15 protein-coding genes and 1 tRNA gene are annotated in these 16,268 nt (G+C 54.8%); 13 read left to right on the top strand and 3 right to left on the bottom strand.

All coding sequences use genetic code 11. The features are described 5' to 3' along the window. Nucleotides 1-53: 53 nt before the first annotated feature. Both ACFPLB_RS11395 and ACFPLB_RS11390 read left to right on the top strand, forming a co-directional pair. Complete coding sequence (locus ACFPLB_RS11395) at nt 54-1,229, top strand: OmpP1/FadL family transporter (protein WP_378229684.1); 1,176 nt, start codon at nt 54-56, stop codon at nt 1,227-1,229. 390 nt (nt 1,230-1,619) lie between these two features. After that, nucleotides 1,620-2,480: a tetratricopeptide repeat protein gene (locus ACFPLB_RS11390; protein ID WP_378229682.1), complete on the top strand. Its 861-nt coding sequence runs from the start codon at nt 1,620-1,622 to the stop codon at nt 2,478-2,480. Between the two features lie 58 nt (nt 2,481-2,538). On the opposite strand, the gene xth is transcribed toward ACFPLB_RS11390, so the two are convergent. After that, nucleotides 2,539-3,333: an exodeoxyribonuclease III gene (gene xth / locus ACFPLB_RS11385; protein ID WP_378229680.1), complete on the bottom strand. Its 795-nt coding sequence runs from the start codon at nt 3,331-3,333 to the stop codon at nt 2,539-2,541. Between the two features lie 60 nt (nt 3,334-3,393). Then, a complete protein-coding gene (gene erpA, locus ACFPLB_RS11380) occupies nt 3,394-3,741 on the bottom strand; it encodes an iron-sulfur cluster insertion protein ErpA (RefSeq protein ID WP_378229678.1) in 348 nt (115 codons plus the stop codon). 123 nt (nt 3,742-3,864) lie between these two features. On the opposite strand from erpA, the gene ACFPLB_RS11375 reads away from it, so the two are divergent. The 10 genes from ACFPLB_RS11375 to ACFPLB_RS11330 all read left to right on the top strand — a co-directional run bounded on the left by ACFPLB_RS11375 (nt 3,865) and on the right by ACFPLB_RS11330 (nt 14,712). Next, a complete protein-coding gene (locus ACFPLB_RS11375; RefSeq protein ID WP_378229676.1) occupies nt 3,865-5,109 on the top strand; it encodes a deoxyguanosinetriphosphate triphosphohydrolase in 1,245 nt (414 codons plus the stop codon). A 78-nt stretch (nt 5,110-5,187) separates the two neighbouring features. Further along, complete coding sequence (gene argS / locus ACFPLB_RS11370; protein ID WP_378229674.1) at nt 5,188-6,945, top strand: arginine--tRNA ligase; 1,758 nt, start codon at nt 5,188-5,190, stop codon at nt 6,943-6,945. A gap of 102 nt (nt 6,946-7,047) precedes the next feature. Then, on the top strand, nt 7,048-9,636 hold the full coding sequence (locus ACFPLB_RS11365) for an SPOR domain-containing protein (protein ID WP_378229672.1): 2,589 nt from the start codon (nt 7,048-7,050) through the stop codon (nt 9,634-9,636). A gap of 163 nt (nt 9,637-9,799) precedes the next feature. Continuing rightward, complete coding sequence (nagZ, locus tag ACFPLB_RS11360; RefSeq protein ID WP_378229670.1) at nt 9,800-10,819, top strand: beta-N-acetylhexosaminidase; 1,020 nt, start codon at nt 9,800-9,802, stop codon at nt 10,817-10,819. Between the two features lie 100 nt (nt 10,820-10,919). After that, entirely contained in the window at nt 10,920-11,711 is a 792-nt protein-coding gene (locus ACFPLB_RS11355) for a segregation and condensation protein A (protein ID WP_378229705.1), read from the top strand. Next, nucleotides 11,708-12,439, top strand: a complete 732-nt coding sequence (gene scpB / locus ACFPLB_RS11350; RefSeq protein WP_378229668.1) for an SMC-Scp complex subunit ScpB — start codon at nt 11,708-11,710, stop codon at nt 12,437-12,439. Before ACFPLB_RS11355 ends, scpB begins: the two co-directional genes overlap by 4 nt. 154 nt (nt 12,440-12,593) lie before the next feature. Then, nucleotides 12,594-12,809 carry a twin-arginine translocase TatA/TatE family subunit gene (locus ACFPLB_RS11345; protein WP_378229666.1) on the top strand — a complete coding sequence of 72 codons (216 nt, stop codon included), beginning with the start codon at nt 12,594-12,596 and terminating at the stop codon, nt 12,807-12,809. Between the two features lie 29 nt (nt 12,810-12,838). After that, on the top strand, nt 12,839-13,627 hold the full coding sequence (tatB, locus tag ACFPLB_RS11340; protein ID WP_378229664.1) for a Sec-independent protein translocase protein TatB: 789 nt from the start codon (nt 12,839-12,841) through the stop codon (nt 13,625-13,627). A 56-nt stretch (nt 13,628-13,683) separates the two neighbouring features. Beyond that, nucleotides 13,684-14,493: a twin-arginine translocase subunit TatC gene (tatC, locus tag ACFPLB_RS11335; RefSeq protein WP_378229703.1), complete on the top strand. Its 810-nt coding sequence runs from the start codon at nt 13,684-13,686 to the stop codon at nt 14,491-14,493. 144 nt (nt 14,494-14,637) lie between these two features. Next, nucleotides 14,638-14,712 (top strand) — tRNA-Val (locus ACFPLB_RS11330). 65 nt (nt 14,713-14,777) lie between these two features. Here ACFPLB_RS11330 and ACFPLB_RS11325 read toward each other — a convergent pair. Continuing rightward, nucleotides 14,778-15,458, bottom strand: coding sequence for a phosphoglycolate phosphatase (locus ACFPLB_RS11325; protein ID WP_378229662.1), 681 nt, complete (start codon nt 15,456-15,458; stop codon nt 14,778-14,780). Nucleotides 15,459-15,549: 91 nt separating this feature from the next. Here ACFPLB_RS11325 and rpiA point away from each other — a divergent pair, with 91 nt between their 5' ends. Next, nucleotides 15,550-16,248: a ribose-5-phosphate isomerase RpiA gene (gene rpiA / locus ACFPLB_RS11320; protein WP_378229660.1), complete on the top strand. Its 699-nt coding sequence runs from the start codon at nt 15,550-15,552 to the stop codon at nt 16,246-16,248. Nucleotides 16,249-16,268 lie beyond the last annotated feature (20 nt).

Below are 16,268 nucleotides of genomic sequence, written 5' to 3'. Positions count from 1 at the left end.
GTGCACAAAATCCATTCTGATTTGCTTTGAATAGTCTCGGGGGAGAAGAATTCATGCGTAATATGGGCTTTGCGGCATGTGCCGGAGTGATGGCGCTTTTCCTTCTGGGCATGACATCGGCGCAGGCTGGCGGATTTACGCTGGGTACTGCCGATACGGATATTTTGTTTCAGGAAGGCAATGCCGCCAGGGCCGGTTTTTCTGTGCTTAAATCCGAGCGCAAGCGGGCCAGTTTTGCAGGGCAACCTGTCGAAGGCTTTAAAAATCCGGTTCTGGTGGTCCCCACGCTGGCGGCCAAATACAAGATCAATGACGCATTCTCCTGCGCACTTACCTATACAATGCCGTTTGGTGGCCACACGGATTATTCTGGCGTGTCAATTGCGGGAATGCCGGTCGGTTTTGATCCTGCAACCGCATCCACGACCGGCTCTACAGAGCAAAAATTTCTGACGCATGAATTTGGCACCACCTGCGCTTATGGGATTGAAACGGGCAAGGGGAGGCTCAGCCTGCTGGGCGGGGTGTTTTATCAGCGTCTTGAGTTTGACCAGTGGCTTGGTGGGCCTGGTGGCCCGCTGCAATTGCATCTGGAAGATGGTCAGCTTGGCTGGCGTGTTGGCGCCGCCTATGAAATTCCTGAAATCGCTTTGCGTGCGCAACTCATGTACCGCTCGCAAACAAAAATCGATGCATCCGGTGACTTAAGTCTCACGTCCGGCGCTGTAACACTTGGCCCGGCGACCGGTTGGGGAGAATTTCCACAAAGTCTTGAGGCCAAGGTGCAGACCGGCATTGCTCCGGGCTGGCTTGTCTTTGGTTCAGCCCGCTGGGTTGACTGGAGCGTCATGGATGTCGTCAATTACAATACGACCCTGGACGGGGACCAGACTCTGAATTTCTTCTGGCGCGATGGCTGGACGCTTTCGGGTGGCGTTGCCCATGCCTTTACCGACAATCTGGTTGGCACGGTTGGCCTGTCCTGGGATCGGGGCGTCAGTACCGGCCATGATATTCAAACCGATATGTGGGCGCTGTCATTTGGCGGCACGTACAAGCACAGCCAGAATATCGAAATTCGTGGCGGCCTGAGCTTTCTTTTCTATCAAAGCGGTTCGCAGGATTTTATTCAGACAGGCCCGGGAACTTCGGCTTCTTTTCTCGGTCTTTGGACCGCAGATTCCGACATGGGTTATGTCGGCTCGCTGTCTGCCGTATTTAAGTGGTGATCAGGATTTTCTTTCAATTCCAGTTGGTTGAAGGCGCTGCTTGAATCATTTTCTGCCCAGAATTCACCAGTACTTTAACCGCATTTATGCAACGTCAGACGGTGCCGTCTGACTGCAAAATGCTCTGGTTTGGCAATGGCTGCAATTTGTGCTGATTCTGCAACAGTTGTTCAACTTCCCTTGTGCTAGGTCTGTGTTGATCAAAACTGCCCATTTCCCGCCATAAACACATAGCACTCCATGAAGGCCCCTAAAAAAGCAGTTTGGACATGATAAAGGGGTGCCGGAGAAACCGGCATAGTGGCAGGCGCAAGGAAGAATATGGACGTGCCGGTTATTTCCCGCTCAGGCTTGACAGCTCTCCCGATAAAGACGGGGGCGCAAGTCCGTATGTCAGTGCAGAGCAAAAAACCTGAAACTCAGGATCAGCCTTGCCTTGCGCGCGTGCTGCGCTGTTGTCTGGTTGGCGCTGTTGTGGCTTGTGCGACCATCACCAGTGCTGGTTCTGCGCTGGCCTTTGATGACAAGGTGTTTGACGACAAAACCGGGGTCAAACCAAAATCCAATCCTTTTGCCGTGTTCCGCTTCGGGTTTTCCGCCTATCAGAGCGGTCATAAGGATCAGGCTGTCGAAGCCTATCGCTATGCTGCTGAAAACGGCCAGATTGGCGCGACATGGAAATTGGCGCGCATGTATGCCGAGGGTGATGGTGTTGCCCGCAATGATTATGAAGCATTCAAGTTTTTCAGCGAGATTGCCGATCAGGACGTGGAACCCGGCTCGCCTGAGGAAAGCTATGTCTCGGATGCGCTGGTGGCGCTGGGCGATTATATGAAAACCGGCATTCCCGACACACCCATTCAGGCTGATTCGGTGGCCGCACAGGAATATTTCATGCGTGCTGCTGCCAATTACCGTAACCCTGACGCTCAATATGAAATGGGTGTCATGTTTTTAAAGGGTGATGGCGGCACGAAGCCCAATGCCCGGCAGGCTGGCCGCTGGCTGCAACTTGCGGCCGAAAAGGGACATGCGGCCGCACAGGCCACACTTGGCAATTTGCTGTTTCATAGCGGTAAGGGTGTGCGCGGCCTTGCCATGATGACGGCAGCCCTTGGTCTGGCCCATCCGCAGGATCAGGGATGGATCCGCACCATGCAGGAAGAAGCTTTTGCGCTTTCAAATGAAGCTGATCGACGCACCGCCATTGCCCTGGCCGATGATATGCTCGCCACCGGTTTTAATCAGTAGACTTATCAGTAAGATAAGCAGTCTTTCTGAATCACTTTATCAGCCGGCTCCTTGCCCTTTATGCGGCTTTCAGATCAAGCTGGATTGCCACTGGCACGTGATCTGAGGGCTTTTCCCATGCGCGCACATGCTTTTCGATAAAGGCTGATCCAAACCTGTTGGCCGCTTCCGGCGAAAGCAGCAGGTGATCAATGCGGATACCATTGTTTTTTTGCCAGGCGCCGCCCTGATAATCCCAGAAACTATAGATATCGGCCTCATCGGTGACCGCGCGTATGGCTTCGGTGAATCCCAGATTGATCAACTGTCTCAATGCCTGTCGGCTTTGCGGCTGAAACAGGGCGTCATTGACCCATGCCTGCGGGTTCCTGGCGTCAATCGGTTGCAGAATCACATTGTAATCGCCTGCCAGAACAAGGGCTTCTTCCAATTCCAGCCGCTCTTGCGCCCAGCGCTCCAGACGCGCCATCCAGGAAAGTTTATAGGGAAATTTTATGGGATCATCGATCGGATTTCCATTGGGCAAATAGAGCGAGACAACGCGCAATGCGCCCTCATTTGTTGAAAATACGCCTTCGATAAAGCGGGCCTGTTCATCCGTATCGTCGCCGGGCAGACCGCGATTGACCTCATCGAAAGGCAGTTTTGACAGTAGGGCGACGCCATTAAAACCCTTCTGGCCATGGGTTTTGACATTGTAGCCCAAAGCCTCGATCTCGGCGCGGGGAAACTGTTCATCAACCGATTTGATTTCCTGAAGGCAGACAATGTCGGGATCGCTTTCGCCCAGCCAGTGCACGAGATTTTCGATCCGGGCGCGCACGCCATTGATGTTCCAGGTAGCGATCTTCATGAAATTTCCGCAAAATGACCGGTCGGCTTGCCGCAGCATATGGGCGCGGCAAGAATAAATTCAGAGTGAAAAACTGGTGCCGCAACCGCAGGAGGCGACCGCATTGGGGTTTCTGATCTGGAAAGACTGACCCATCAGATCATCGACAAAATCAATGACCGAGCCACCCAGATAGATAAGCGAAATATCATCGACAAAAACAGTTGCGCCATCGCGCTCAATGGCGGTGTCGCCCTCGTCAGGGCCTTCGACCAGATCGAACTTGTAGGAAAAGCCCGAACAGCCGCCACCTTCCACGGAAACGCGAAGGGCTGTCTTGCCCGGCTCACCAGAAAGAATGCGGGCAATGCGCTTTGCGGCAGCTTCGGTTACTTCGACATTTGCAGTATGTGCGGCGTCGGCATCCATAGCATCACCTTGATTTTGATTTACCCTGATAGGTATGTAGCCCCTCGATAGGTATGTAGCCAAAGTGTGCAAGTCAACAATGGCATGTTTACACAAAGCTGTGTGCGGCTGTTTGGAAACGCTATGGACGAAGGAAAATTTACGCACGCAAGACCTGATGGTATCGGTTTTGGATACCGTCCACGCGCGGCCTATGCCACCGATCCGGCCCGCACGCGCGGGCGCCTGATGCCTGAGCCGGAAAGCCCGACACGCACCCCTTTCCAGCGTGATCGTGACCGGATCATTCATTCTACTGCCTTTCGTCGTCTTAAACACAAGACACAGGTGTTTATTGCGCATGAGGGCGATCATTATCGTACGCGCCTGACCCATTCCATCGAGGTTGCGCAAATTGCGCGAGCACTGGCCCGGGCCTTGCGCGGCGATGAGGATCTGGCGGAAGCCGTGGCGCTGGTCCATGATTTTGGCCACACGCCTTTTGGCCATACGGGCGAGGATGCGCTCAATTTGCGGATGAAGCCGTGGGGCGGGTTTGACCACAATGCCCAGTCGTTACGGATCGTCACCAGGCTTGAGCGGCGCTATGCCGGGTTTGACGGGCTGAACCTGTGCTGGGAGACGCTGGAAGGGCTGGTCAAGCACAATGGGCCGCTGATTGATGCCAAAGGCGTGGCGTTGCATGGCGCTCTGCCCGAAACCATCCGTTCCTATAATGAAATACATGACCTTGAACTTGATCGCTTTGCCGGGATCGAGGCGCAATGCGCGGCGGTGGCCGATGATATTGCCTATAACACCCATGATATTGATGATGGTTTGCGCTCTGGCCTGCTTGAGCTTGATATGCTGGAAGATCTGGCGCTGCCGGGCCGTATCCTGCGTGAGGTGCGGGCGCGCTATGCCAGGCTTGATGATGTGCGCATCGGACATGAATTGATGCGTCGGCAGATCACCCTCATGGTGGAGGATGTGATTGCGCAAGCCCATGCAAATCTTTCCTGGCTACGTCCCCAAACGGCCGAAGAGGTGCGTGGGGCAGGAAAGACAATTGTCACCTTTACCGCGCGCATGGAGAAGGAAGAAAAAGAACTGAAGGCGTTTTTATACAAGCATCTTTACCGGCACCCGGAAGTCATGCAGGTGCGCATCAATGCTGAGAAAATTGTGCTCGACCTGTTTGATGCTTATTTTGATGATCCGCGCACCATGCCGGAAGGATGGCGTGAGGGCTGGCCTGAAGGGCTGGATTTTGCGCAAGATCGCATCAGGGCGCGTCATGTGGCCGATTTTCTGGCCGGGATGACCGATAATTATGCGCAAAAAGAACACCGGCGCTTGTTTGACCGCACGCCGGATTTGAGTTAGGCGCAAGAAAAATCACCTTTACTGTGAAAGTCACATTAAAGGTGAAAACAATTTGGCGTCATTAACGAAAGCCCCGTCATGAACATCTTCGCCGACTTTAATGCGCGGATCACCAAGGCCGTACAGGCGCTTGGTCTCAAAGACAAGGACGGTAATACGCCTGATCTTTCGCGCCTCACCATCGAGCCGCCGCGCGATGCCAGTCATGGGGATCTGGCGACCAATGCAGCCATGGTGCTGGCAAAGCCTGCGGGACAGAACCCGCGCGCTTTGGCTGAGCGCCTTGTTGGCGCGTTAAAGGAAGATGCCGATATTGCCAGTGCCGATGTGGCCGGGCCGGGCTTTGTCAATTTGCGTTTAACCGATGATTTCTGGCGCGCGCAGCTTGCCGGTATCCTTGCAAGGGCAAGTGATTATGGCCGCTCTGATGCAGGCGCGGGGTGCTCGGTCAATGTTGAATATGTGTCTGCCAACCCCACCGGCCCGATGCATGTCGGCCATTGCCGGGGTGCGGTGGTGGGCGATGCGCTGGCCAACATCATGGGCTTTGCCGGTTATGATGTGACCAAGGAATATTACATCAATGATGCGGGCGCGCAGGTTGATGTGCTGGCGCGCTCGGCTTTGCTGCGCTATCGCGAGGCGCTGGGTGAAGATATAGGCGAGATACCGGCCGGGCTTTATCCGGGCGATTATCTGGTGCCGGTCGGGCAGGCTTTAAAACAGGAGTTTGGCGCAAAGCTGTTAGGGTTGCCGGAAGCAGAAGTGCTGGCGCTGGCCAAGGAGCGCACCATTGAGGCGATGATGGCGATGATCCGCGAGGATCTGGCGCTGCTGAATGTGCATCATGACGTGTTTTTCTCCGAACGCAGCCTGCATGCGGATAATGGCGGAGCCATCCAGACCGCGATCAATGATCTGACCTTCAAGGGCTTTGTCTACAAGGGCAAGCTGCCGCCGCCAAAGGGTGAAAAAACCGAAGACTGGGAAGACCGCGAGCAGACGCTGTTCCGTTCCACCGATGTGGGCGACGATATGGACCGGCCATTGGTCAAGTCGGATGGCTCCTACACCTATTTTGCCGGTGATGTGGCCTATATGAAAGACAAATACGGGCGCGGCTTCAAGGAACTGGTGTTTGTGCTTGGTGCCGACCATAGCGGCTATGTCAAACGGCTGGAGGCGCTGGCCAAGGCGGTTTCGGGCGGTGATCTGAAACTGACCGTTTTGTTGTGCAATCTGGTCAAGCTGTATCGCGATGGCGAGCCGGTGCGCATGTCGAAGCGCTCTGGCGATTTCGTTACCTTGCGCGAAGTGGTGGAGGAAGTGGGGCGCGACCCGATCCGATTCATGATGCTGTATCGCAAGAACACCGAACCGCTTGATTTCGATTTTGCCAAAGTCACCGAACAGTCAAAGGACAATCCGGTTTTTTATGTCCAATATGCCTCGGCGCGGTGCCATTCGGTTTTCAGGCAGGCGCGTGAACAGATGGGCATCGAACTGCCGGAGCGCGCCGCACTTGCCGCCCATGTCGCGCAACTGTCCGATGAGGGCGAGATCGGTCTGATTCGAAAACTTGCCGAATATCCGCGCCTGATCGAGCAGGCCTCCTCTGCGCAGGAGCCGCATCGGCTGGCTTTTTACCTTTATGATCTGGCCAGCAGCTTCCATGCACACTGGAATCGGGGCACGGATAATCAGGACTTACGTTTTGTTAAGGTTAACGATCCACAATTGACACTTGCCAGGCTAGGGCTGGTGCAGGCCGTTGCGGATGTCATTCGATCCGGTCTGACGCTTATCGGTGCTGATGCCCCGAAGGAAATGCGTTAGATCACCCGCAAATCACCGGTCAACATTTGCCCACATTGCGCTGGTAGGAGCTAACTTTACGCGACGTCGATGGCGTCCGATTGTGCGAGTTCGGAAACGGCGATGGCAGACAGAACCCAGATACGGACCACAGAGCGCGATGAGGATATCGCGCAGGATGATCCATTTGCGGAACTGACCCGGATCATGGGTTTTGATCCGCGCGTTCCATCACAGCCTGAGAGCCAGGCCCCGGCGCAAGGCGCACAGGCATCGGCGCAAGGCATTGCCGAGGCCGACTTTGCCATTGATCTGGAAAAAGAGTTGATGGGCGAATTTGGCGAGGAGTTTTCTGAGCCTGAAACACCTGAAACGCCTGAGATATTAGAAGAGATTTTGGCTGAAACGCTGGTGCCGGAAGCTGGCTATGCGCAGCCGCAGGAACCGCGTGTTGAGGCGGAACCGTTCATTGGCGGGCAGTTTGATCAGGCTGATCCGCTTGACAAGAGCCTTGCAGATGAGCTGTTTTTCGATGAAGCTGCCTTTGCCGAGGAGTTTGCAGCTTTAGAGGCTGCGCCAGCAGATTTTATTTCTGACGGTCAGCCCGATCTTGCTGAATTTGACGCGCTGTTTGCCGAAGAGGCAAGTACAGCACCTGTTGCAGAAGCCGATTTTCTGACAGGACTTGAGGATGCTTTAAGCCACGAGTTTCCTGAAACGGAAATGGTGCAGGATGAATTTCCGGTCTTTGATGATGCGGAGTTTTCTCTTGAGGCCGCAGAGCCGGACATGTCGGCCGCAGAGCCTGTGGAAGAGGCTTTTGACGAATCTGTATTTGGCGACTCTGTATTTGGCGACAATGGCGATGAATTCGAGCAGGCGCTGGCCGCTGCTGTTTTTAAGGGCGCTGTGGCCGAAGACAATCAGCCTGAGCCTGAGCCTGTGGTGCAAGCACAGCAGGTTTCGCTTGAAGATGAGCTGAATGCGCTGCTGGGCAGCATGTCATCCCCTGCACAGCCAGCCTATGAACCTGAATTTCAGCTTGAACAGCCGCTTGATGTTCACGCCGAACCAACTCCGCCATCTGCCAACCCGCCGTCTTCCTATGAGGCAACTTATGAAGAGCAGGAGCAGGAACCTGCGCCCGCGCCTTTTGCCGCTTCGGCAACTATGGCGGCAGCTTCGGTTTCTGGCGCAGCGGCGCAGAACTGGGGGCGCAGCACACCTTTTATCCGTCCCCAGCAACAGGAGCCGGAATTTTCTGATTTTGCGCAGGATTATGTGGCGTCCGCACCGGCCCACACAGCGTCTGCTCCTGCCCAGGACATGTCAATCGGGCAGCCTGTGTTGCGCCATACGATTGAAGAAATGCCGGAACTGGAAACCATCGACATTGCCGAAAAGGCTGTTGCGGTGGCCGATGATCTCGATATCCCCGATATTTCCTTCGAGGACGAAAAGACCGAAACACCAGCCTATGATGATTTCGATGCTGAATTTGCCAGTCTCATGAATGAGATGAGTGAAGCTGAACCGGCACCGGCAGCGTTTGAGGCGCCACCCCGGCATGTCAGCACATATGGGCAGGCGCCAGCCATGGCTGCAACATCAGACCAGCCCGTGGATGATGATGCGGACCCGGTTTTCAGTAATTTCGATTATCAGGACTATGCTGCTGCCCCTTATGATGAAGAGGCCCCCTATGCTGAGTCATCATTGAGCGATGATGGCTTTGATTATGAGCCGGATGCGGGCGAGATGGCACAGACGGCTGATTCTGCTGGTGAACCGCCTTCACGCAACCGCATGGTTCTGGTTGCTGCCGCCATTGGCGCGGTTGCGCTGCTTGGCGGGCTTGGTGCTTTTGCCCTGTCCTTTGGTGGCGGTGATTCCGGTGGAACACCGGTTCTGGTGAAGGCCGATGACAGCCCGATCAAGATCAAGCCGGAAAATCCGGGTGGTACTGTTATCCCCAATCAGGACAACAAGGTCTATGACATGGTGGCCAATGGCGCAGCGCCTGTGGCCCCGACGCAGGAAACGCTGGTGTCTGACGCCGAGCAGCCTGTCGATGTTGCTGCGCGCATGCCGCAAATTGTGGACAATGAGACCCCGGCAAAGTCTGAAGAGCGCGTTGCGCCGACATTGATTGAAGATGAAATTGCCGCAGATGCGACCCCGACCGTAGTTCCGCGCAAGGTTCGCACCATGGTTGTGCGCCCCGACGGAACGCTGGTGCCGCGTGAAGAGCCGCAGATTGCAGCAACCGAGCCAGCCGATCCGGCGCCTCAGCAGGTCACGGCTCCGGATGCTGCTCCCGATGCGGCCCAGACGGCTGCGCTCCCGCCTGCTGTTGCGCCCGATGCCGCGCCGCGCCCGGCTGAGCCGCCAGCACAAGATGTTGCTGAGGCAAGCTCCACCACAGGCCCCACCCAGGTAGCCGCACTGGATACGCAGGCGGCAGCACCTGGAACATGGGCCATGCAGATTGCCTCGCAGCCCAGCGCAGAAGCTGCGCAATCCACCTATCAGGACCTTGCCGGTCGGTATGCCAGTGTCTTGCAGGGCCGCAGCGTCAATATCGTCAAGGCTGAAATTGCCGGCAAGGGCACTTTTTACCGGGTGCGCGTTGGCGCAGAAACGCGTGCCGATGCCATCAGCCTTTGCGAAAGATACAAGGCCGCCGGTGGCGCCTGCTTTGTTTCGCAATAAAGCCTGCCGCTCGAACTTAAAGCGTGTCGCAATCTTTCAGATTCACGAAACCCGCTTTAAAATCTATTCAGTCCCGTAAGAAAAAGGCCGGTGTGCAAGCATCGGCCTTTTTCTCATAGGCAGATGGTTCCCACTTTTGTCCATGATGCTGTAGATTTCGGGCATGAGCGAATCAAAAGCATTTATTCTCGGCTGTAGCGGCCAGACTCTTTTACGTGAGGAAATACGCTTCTATCGGGGGGAGTGCCCGTGGGGCTTTATCCTGTTTGCCCGCAATATTTCCGAGCCGGAACAGATCCGTGATCTTGTTGCTGGATTGCGCGATTGTGTGGGGCGCGAAGATGCGCCCATATTCATTGATCAGGAGGGCGGGCGTGTGCAGCGGCTGCGTCCGCCACTTGCTCCCAATTATCCGCCCGCAGCAGCAATTGGCGAGATTTACCAGCGCGATCATGAAGCGGGACTGCGAGCTGCCTGGCTGCATGGGCGGCTGCATGGTTTTGATCTGGCGCGCTATGGTGTCACGGCTGATTGTCTGCCGGTGCTGGACGTGCCGGTGGAAAATGCCAGCGATGTGATTGGCGAACGCGCTTATGGGCGTGATCCTGAAGTGGTGGCGCGTCTGGGCCGGGCTGCGGCTGAAGGTTTGATGGCCGGTGGCGTCTTGCCGGTCATGAAGCATATTCCCGGCCATGGGCGGGCATTGGTCGATACGCATTTTGAGTTGCCAACGGTGCATGAGCCGCTGGAGCAATTGCGCCAGCATGATTTTATCCCGTTCAGGGCGTTGAATGATTTGCCTGCGGCCATGACTGCCCATGTGGTGTTTGATGCCATTGACCCAAAAGGGCCTGCCACCACGTCAGCGAAAGTCGTTGCAGACATCATCCGTGGCGAGATAGGCTTTGACGGATTGCTGATGAGTGACGACATTTCAATGAAGGCGCTTGCCGGAGATTTTTCTGACCGGGCAGCAGTCATTCTGAACGCGGGTGTCGATATTGTTTTGCATTGCAATGGTGTCATGGAAGAGATGAGGGCAATTGCCTCAAAGGTCAAAGCGCTGGAAGGCGAGGCGGCAAAGCGCGCTGAACGGGCTTTGTCCGTGATTGGCGCTGGCCATAAAGACAGTGAAGACGAATTGCGGGCTGAATTTGCGCAGTATTTTGCAATTATGGCCTGATTGATAATGTTGAGCGGGTGGTCGTGCCCGCCGACAGGTCAGGAGAATGACAAGCGTGACGCAACCAGTGGCAGGAGGAAAAAAACTTGCGCCTGCACCCATGGAACGGTTGTGGGGGCAAGAAAATCAGAGCGCAGATGATGCTGCGCTGCTTGTCGATGTTGATGGTTTTGAAGGGCCGCTTGATCTGCTTTTGCATCTGGCGCGGATTCAAAAAGTTGATCTGGCGCGGATTTCGGTTCTGGCGCTGGCCGAACAATATCTGTTGTTTGTCGATAAAATGCGCGCACAGCGTCTTGAGCTTGCTGCCGACTATCTGGTTATGGCGGCATGGCTTGCCTTCCTGAAATCCAGACTGCTCTTGCCAAAACAGCCGGGTGAGGAAGGCGAAAGCGGCGAAGAGCTGGCTGCTGTGCTCCAGTTTCGCCTGCAACGGCTGGAAGCCATGCGCGATGCGGCGGCTCGGCTGGTCAATCGCGACCGGCTGGGGCGCGATGTGTTTGCGCGCGGTCAGCCTGAACTGGCCATTGTCGAAAAGCGCAGCCAGTATTCGGCCACACTCTATGATTTGCTCAATGCCTATGCGACACAACGCCAGCGGCAGGCCACGACCCATGTGCAGATTGCCAGGCGCGATGTGTGGTCGCTAAAACAGGCGCGCGATATGCTCATGCGCATGATGGGGGATTTTTGCGACTGGGCAGAGCTTGATGGCTTTCTTGTCCGCTATCTGGTTGCCCCTGAAGACAGGCGCACGGCTCTTGCCAGTTCTTTTGCCGCTTCTTTGGAACTGGTTCGTGAGGGCAAGGCGCAGCTTCACCAGCAAGAGCCGTTTTCCCCGATTTATCTGCGCGGCCGCCCCTTATATGAGCAGGATGCGGCTCCTCCATGAGCAAGAACCGCGATGCTTCCGTGATTGTCTTTCCGGCTGAAAACAGCCTTGAGGCTGAAGGGTCGGAGCCCACTGTTCGTCTGACAGAAAACATGCGCATGGCTGAAGCGCTGGTTTTTGCCAGTGCCGCCCCTGTTACTGAAAGCCAATTGCGCGAACGGCTGCCTGAAGGGGCTGATCTTGCAGCCACCATGGAAGGCTTGCAGCAGATTTATGCCTTGCGTGGTGTCAATTTGCTGAAAATTGGCGAGGGCTGGGTGTTTCGCACCGCAAGCGATCTTGCCTTTTTAATGAACCGTGACACGGTGCAGCAGAAAAAACTATCGCGTGCTGCATTGGAGATGCTGGCTGTCATTGCTTATCATCAGCCGGTGACCCGTGCTGAAATCGAAGACATTCGCGGTGTCGAGACATCTAAAGGGACGCTCGATATTCTGCTGGAAACCGAATGGGTAAGAATGCGCGGACGCCGCAAGACGCCGGGGCGGCCTGTCACCTATGGCACGACGCAAGCCTTTCTCGATCATTTTTCACTTGAACATTTGCGTGATTTGCCAGGAATGGATGAATTGAAAGGGGCAGGGCTTCTTTCCGGTCGTTTGCCAGCGGGTTTTTCTATTCCGGTGCCGCCTGTGGATGCCGATAGTCTGGACGAAGACGAGGACCCGTTAAACGACATCGACCTTGAGGAATTGGGCCTGTTGACACCGCGCGTGACAGAAGATTGAGGTGACAGCCTTCCTGTCTGGTGCGCTTTTCCGGATTTACCGGCTAAAATCGGGTGACATTGGCAAATCATTCGTGAAGAGTGCTGCGAAGCGTTTGAAACGCGGCGCAAAATTGCATAGATCAGTTACGAGAACAGATACGAGAGAGAGTATAATGGGTTCGTTTTCAATTTGGCATTGGCTGATCGTTCTGGTGATTGTGCTGCTGGTGTTTGGCCGCGGCAAGATTCCGGAATTGATGGGTGATGTGGCCAAGGGCATCAAGAGCTTCAAAAAGGGCATCGCCGAAGATGAGACCGATACACGCACTGTTGAGCACCGTGCGGATGAAACGGTCGCGCCTTCCAAGGAAAAAGTTGACAAGAGCTGATTTCATTTCCGTGTTCAGGTTGAATAGCCATGCTTGATGTCGGCTGGTCTGAGATGCTGGTGATCGCAATCGTGATGATTGTGGTCGTCGGGCCCAAGGACTTACCCCAAATGCTGCGCAGCTTTGGTCGCATGACGGCCAAGATGCGCGGCATGGCCAATGATTTTCAAAAACAGTTCAACGACGCTTTGAAAGAAGCAGAGCTTGATGAAGTCAAGAAATCGGTTGATACGCTGCGCAACCTCAATCCGGCAGCAGAGATTCGCAAACAGCTCAACCCGTTTGAAAAGGCGGCTTCGGATGTAAAGGCCAGCCTTGAAGACGTTGCAAAGCCTAAGGTGACGCCTGAAAAAACAGCCCTATCTGCTGGAACGGACTCAGTTAAATCCGATGCGACCCCTTCAACCTCAGTCGAGACTATAAAATCTCCTGCCGGGTCAGAAGTAGAAAAATTGCCCAAAACAGCAAAGCCTGTGGTGGCGAAAACCAGAAAAACGGCTGCTGCCCGGACAAAACCAGTGATGGCAAAATCAGCCCAAGTGAAACCAGCTCAGGCAAAATCAGTGACGGCTAAACCTGCAACCGCGACTAAAACGGCGGCGGCGGGTAAGGCGGGCAATAAGGTGGCGGCAACAGCCGCTAAAACCACAAAAAAAGCCGCCAGCCCGGCTAAAACCGCTGCACCAAAGCCATCTGCGGCCAAGCCCAAGGCAGCACCGATAAAGGCAGCACCGATTGAAACGACAGAGGCTGCACCTGCTGCAGCCCGGCCGCGCAGACCCGCAACTGTGCGCAAGACGACGAGGACGCCGAAGTGAGCGCCAATGACAGGGATGAGGTTGATGCCTCGTCAGCCCCTCTGATTGAACATCTCATGGAATTGCGCACCCGGCTGATGTGGTCGATTGGCGGGTTTTTTATTGCATTTCTGATCTGTTTCTTTTTTGCCAAGGCGCTTTTCAACCTTCTTGTCATTCCCTTCAAATGGGCGACAAGCTGGGCCGGTCTTGATCCCACCAAGGTTGAACTGATCTATACGGCCCCGCAGGAATTTTTCTTCACGCAGATCAAGCTTGCCATGTTTGGCGGTATGGTCATTGCCTTTCCACTGATTGCCACGCAAATTTACAAATTCATTGCGCCGGGCCTTTATCGCAATGAACGCAATGCGTTCCTGCCATTTTTGATTGCCTCACCAATCCTGTTCCTGATCGGCGCTTCACTGGTTTATTTCTTTTTCACGCCGATGGTGATGTGGTTTTTCCTGACCATGCAGCAGCCGGGTGGTGAAGGTGCCGTGCAGATTTCCCTGCTGCCCAAGGTTTCGGAATATCTTAGCCTCATCATGACGCTGATCTTTTCCTTCGGACTGGTGTTTCAGCTCCCGGTGGTGACCAGCCTGATGGCGCGTGTAGGGATTTTGTCCTCGCAGGCGCTGGTGGACAAGCGCAAATGGGCGATCGTGATCGCCTTTGTGGTGGCGGCCGTATTGACCCCGCCTGATCCGCTTAGCCAGATCGGCCTGGCTGTTCCCACCATTATTCTTTACGAGATTTCGATCTGGATGGCGCGCATGATCGAGCGGTCGCGCGCCGAAAAAGAGGTTGAAGGCGAGGTTGAAGAAGCTGAGGAAGAGCTTGAATCTGAATCCGTCGCTCAAGAGCCTGAGGATCAGGAAAAATAAAAATAACAGACGGGTCTTGGCCTGAAGCATTTCATCTGTTTCCATAGAAACAAGAAATGCTTCAGTCATACGCAAGCAGTAGTTGACAGAAAGGGATCGCCCCTCTTATATCGCGGCGCGCTTGGCCGATAAGGCTTTAAGAGCGGGCGATTAGCTCAGCGGGAGAGCACACCCTTCACACGGGTGGGGTCGTAGGTTCAATCCCTACATCGCCCACCAGATTTTCAGGTTTTTAACCGGATATCTGGAACCTATCCATCTGTATTCACAAAATGCTCTAAACATCAATTTACTGCTTCCAGCAGATTTTGAACCAGATCGAGCGTGATCTCATCGAAGTGGGAAACCACTACGGATGGCTCAAACTCGCTGACATGCCGGTCCGTATAGCCAAAATCCACGGCGACAACCGGAATACCGGCTGCCTTGGCGGTATCAATATCGGTACGCGAATCGCCAATCATGACGGCAAGCTGGGGATTGCCACCGGCGCGCAAAATGGTTTCGGTCAGATGGCGGGGATCAGGTTTGCGAAAAGCAAACGTATCCTGTCCGCAATTGGCGGCAAAATGCTGGCTCAGGCCCAATGTATTGATCAGGTCCAGCGAATTGGCTTCATATTTATTGGTGCAGATCGCCAGAATGTAATTTTCCGCCTCAAAGCGGGCAATGGCGTCTCTTACGCCCGGAAAAGGTTGCGATCTGCCGGGGATATTGGCGCTATAATGTTTGAGGAAAACCTCAAGCAAATGGTCATGGTCCTGTGTTTCGAGGCGGCGGTTTTGGGCTGCAAAGGCACGCTCGATCATGACGCGGCCGCCATGGCCGACAAAGCGGCGGAAAGAAGGCTCATCTACCGCCGCAAGGTCTGCCTGCGCCAGCGTGTGGTTGAGGCTGTCCATCAGGTCTGGCGCGGTATCGACCAGTGTTCCATCAAGATCGAAGACGATGATCGGTCTGGCCATTTCATTTCCTGTGTTTTAAAGCGTGTTGCAATCTTTCAGATTCACTCCTTAGACTTTCAAACCCGGCATTGCAAAACAGAGCGCATTTTATATGGACCAGAAGCAACTGAAAGTTGAAGCCGCACGCAAGGCGCTAGAGCATGTCGCCAGCGGCATGAAGCTGGGCATTGGCACCGGCTCGACGGCAGAAGAGTTCGTGCGGCTTCTGGCGCAAAAACTGGCTGCGGGTTTACAGATTGTCGGGGTACCGACATCTGAGCGCACCGCCGCCCTTTGCCGCGAACTGGGTGTGCCGCTGTCTACGCTGGATGAGACGCCCGAACTGGATTTGACCATTGATGGCGCCGACGAAATAGATATGCATTTAAGCCTGATCAAAGGCGGCGGCGGCGCATTGCTGCGTGAAAAAATTGTGGCTGCAGCTTCCACGCGCATGATTGTCATTGCCGATAAATCAAAAGTGGTGGACACACTTGGCCGCTTTCCTTTGCCGATCGAGGTCAATCGCTTTGGCTTGCGGGCAACCGAGCACGCTATTGCAGCAGCAGCAAACCGGCTTGGCCTGTCTGGTGACATCAAATTGCGGATGACGGATGCGCAGCCATTTGTTACAGACGGCGATCATTTCATTCTGGATGCATCTTTTGGCCGCATTCCAGATACAAGAGCGCTATCTGATGCTTTACTTGCCATCCCCGGCGTGGTGGAGCACGGTCTTTTCATTGGGCTGGCGTCTGCGGCGATTGTCGCTGGCAGCGACGGCATCGAGACAATTCAAGCTGTCCGGTAAATCTCAAGGAGCCTCATTCG

Source organism: Aquamicrobium segne, assembly GCF_042656785.1.
Lineage (GTDB): Bacteria > Pseudomonadota > Alphaproteobacteria > Rhizobiales > Rhizobiaceae > Mesorhizobium > Mesorhizobium segne.
This window is presented reverse-complemented; position numbering and strand designations above follow the sequence as displayed.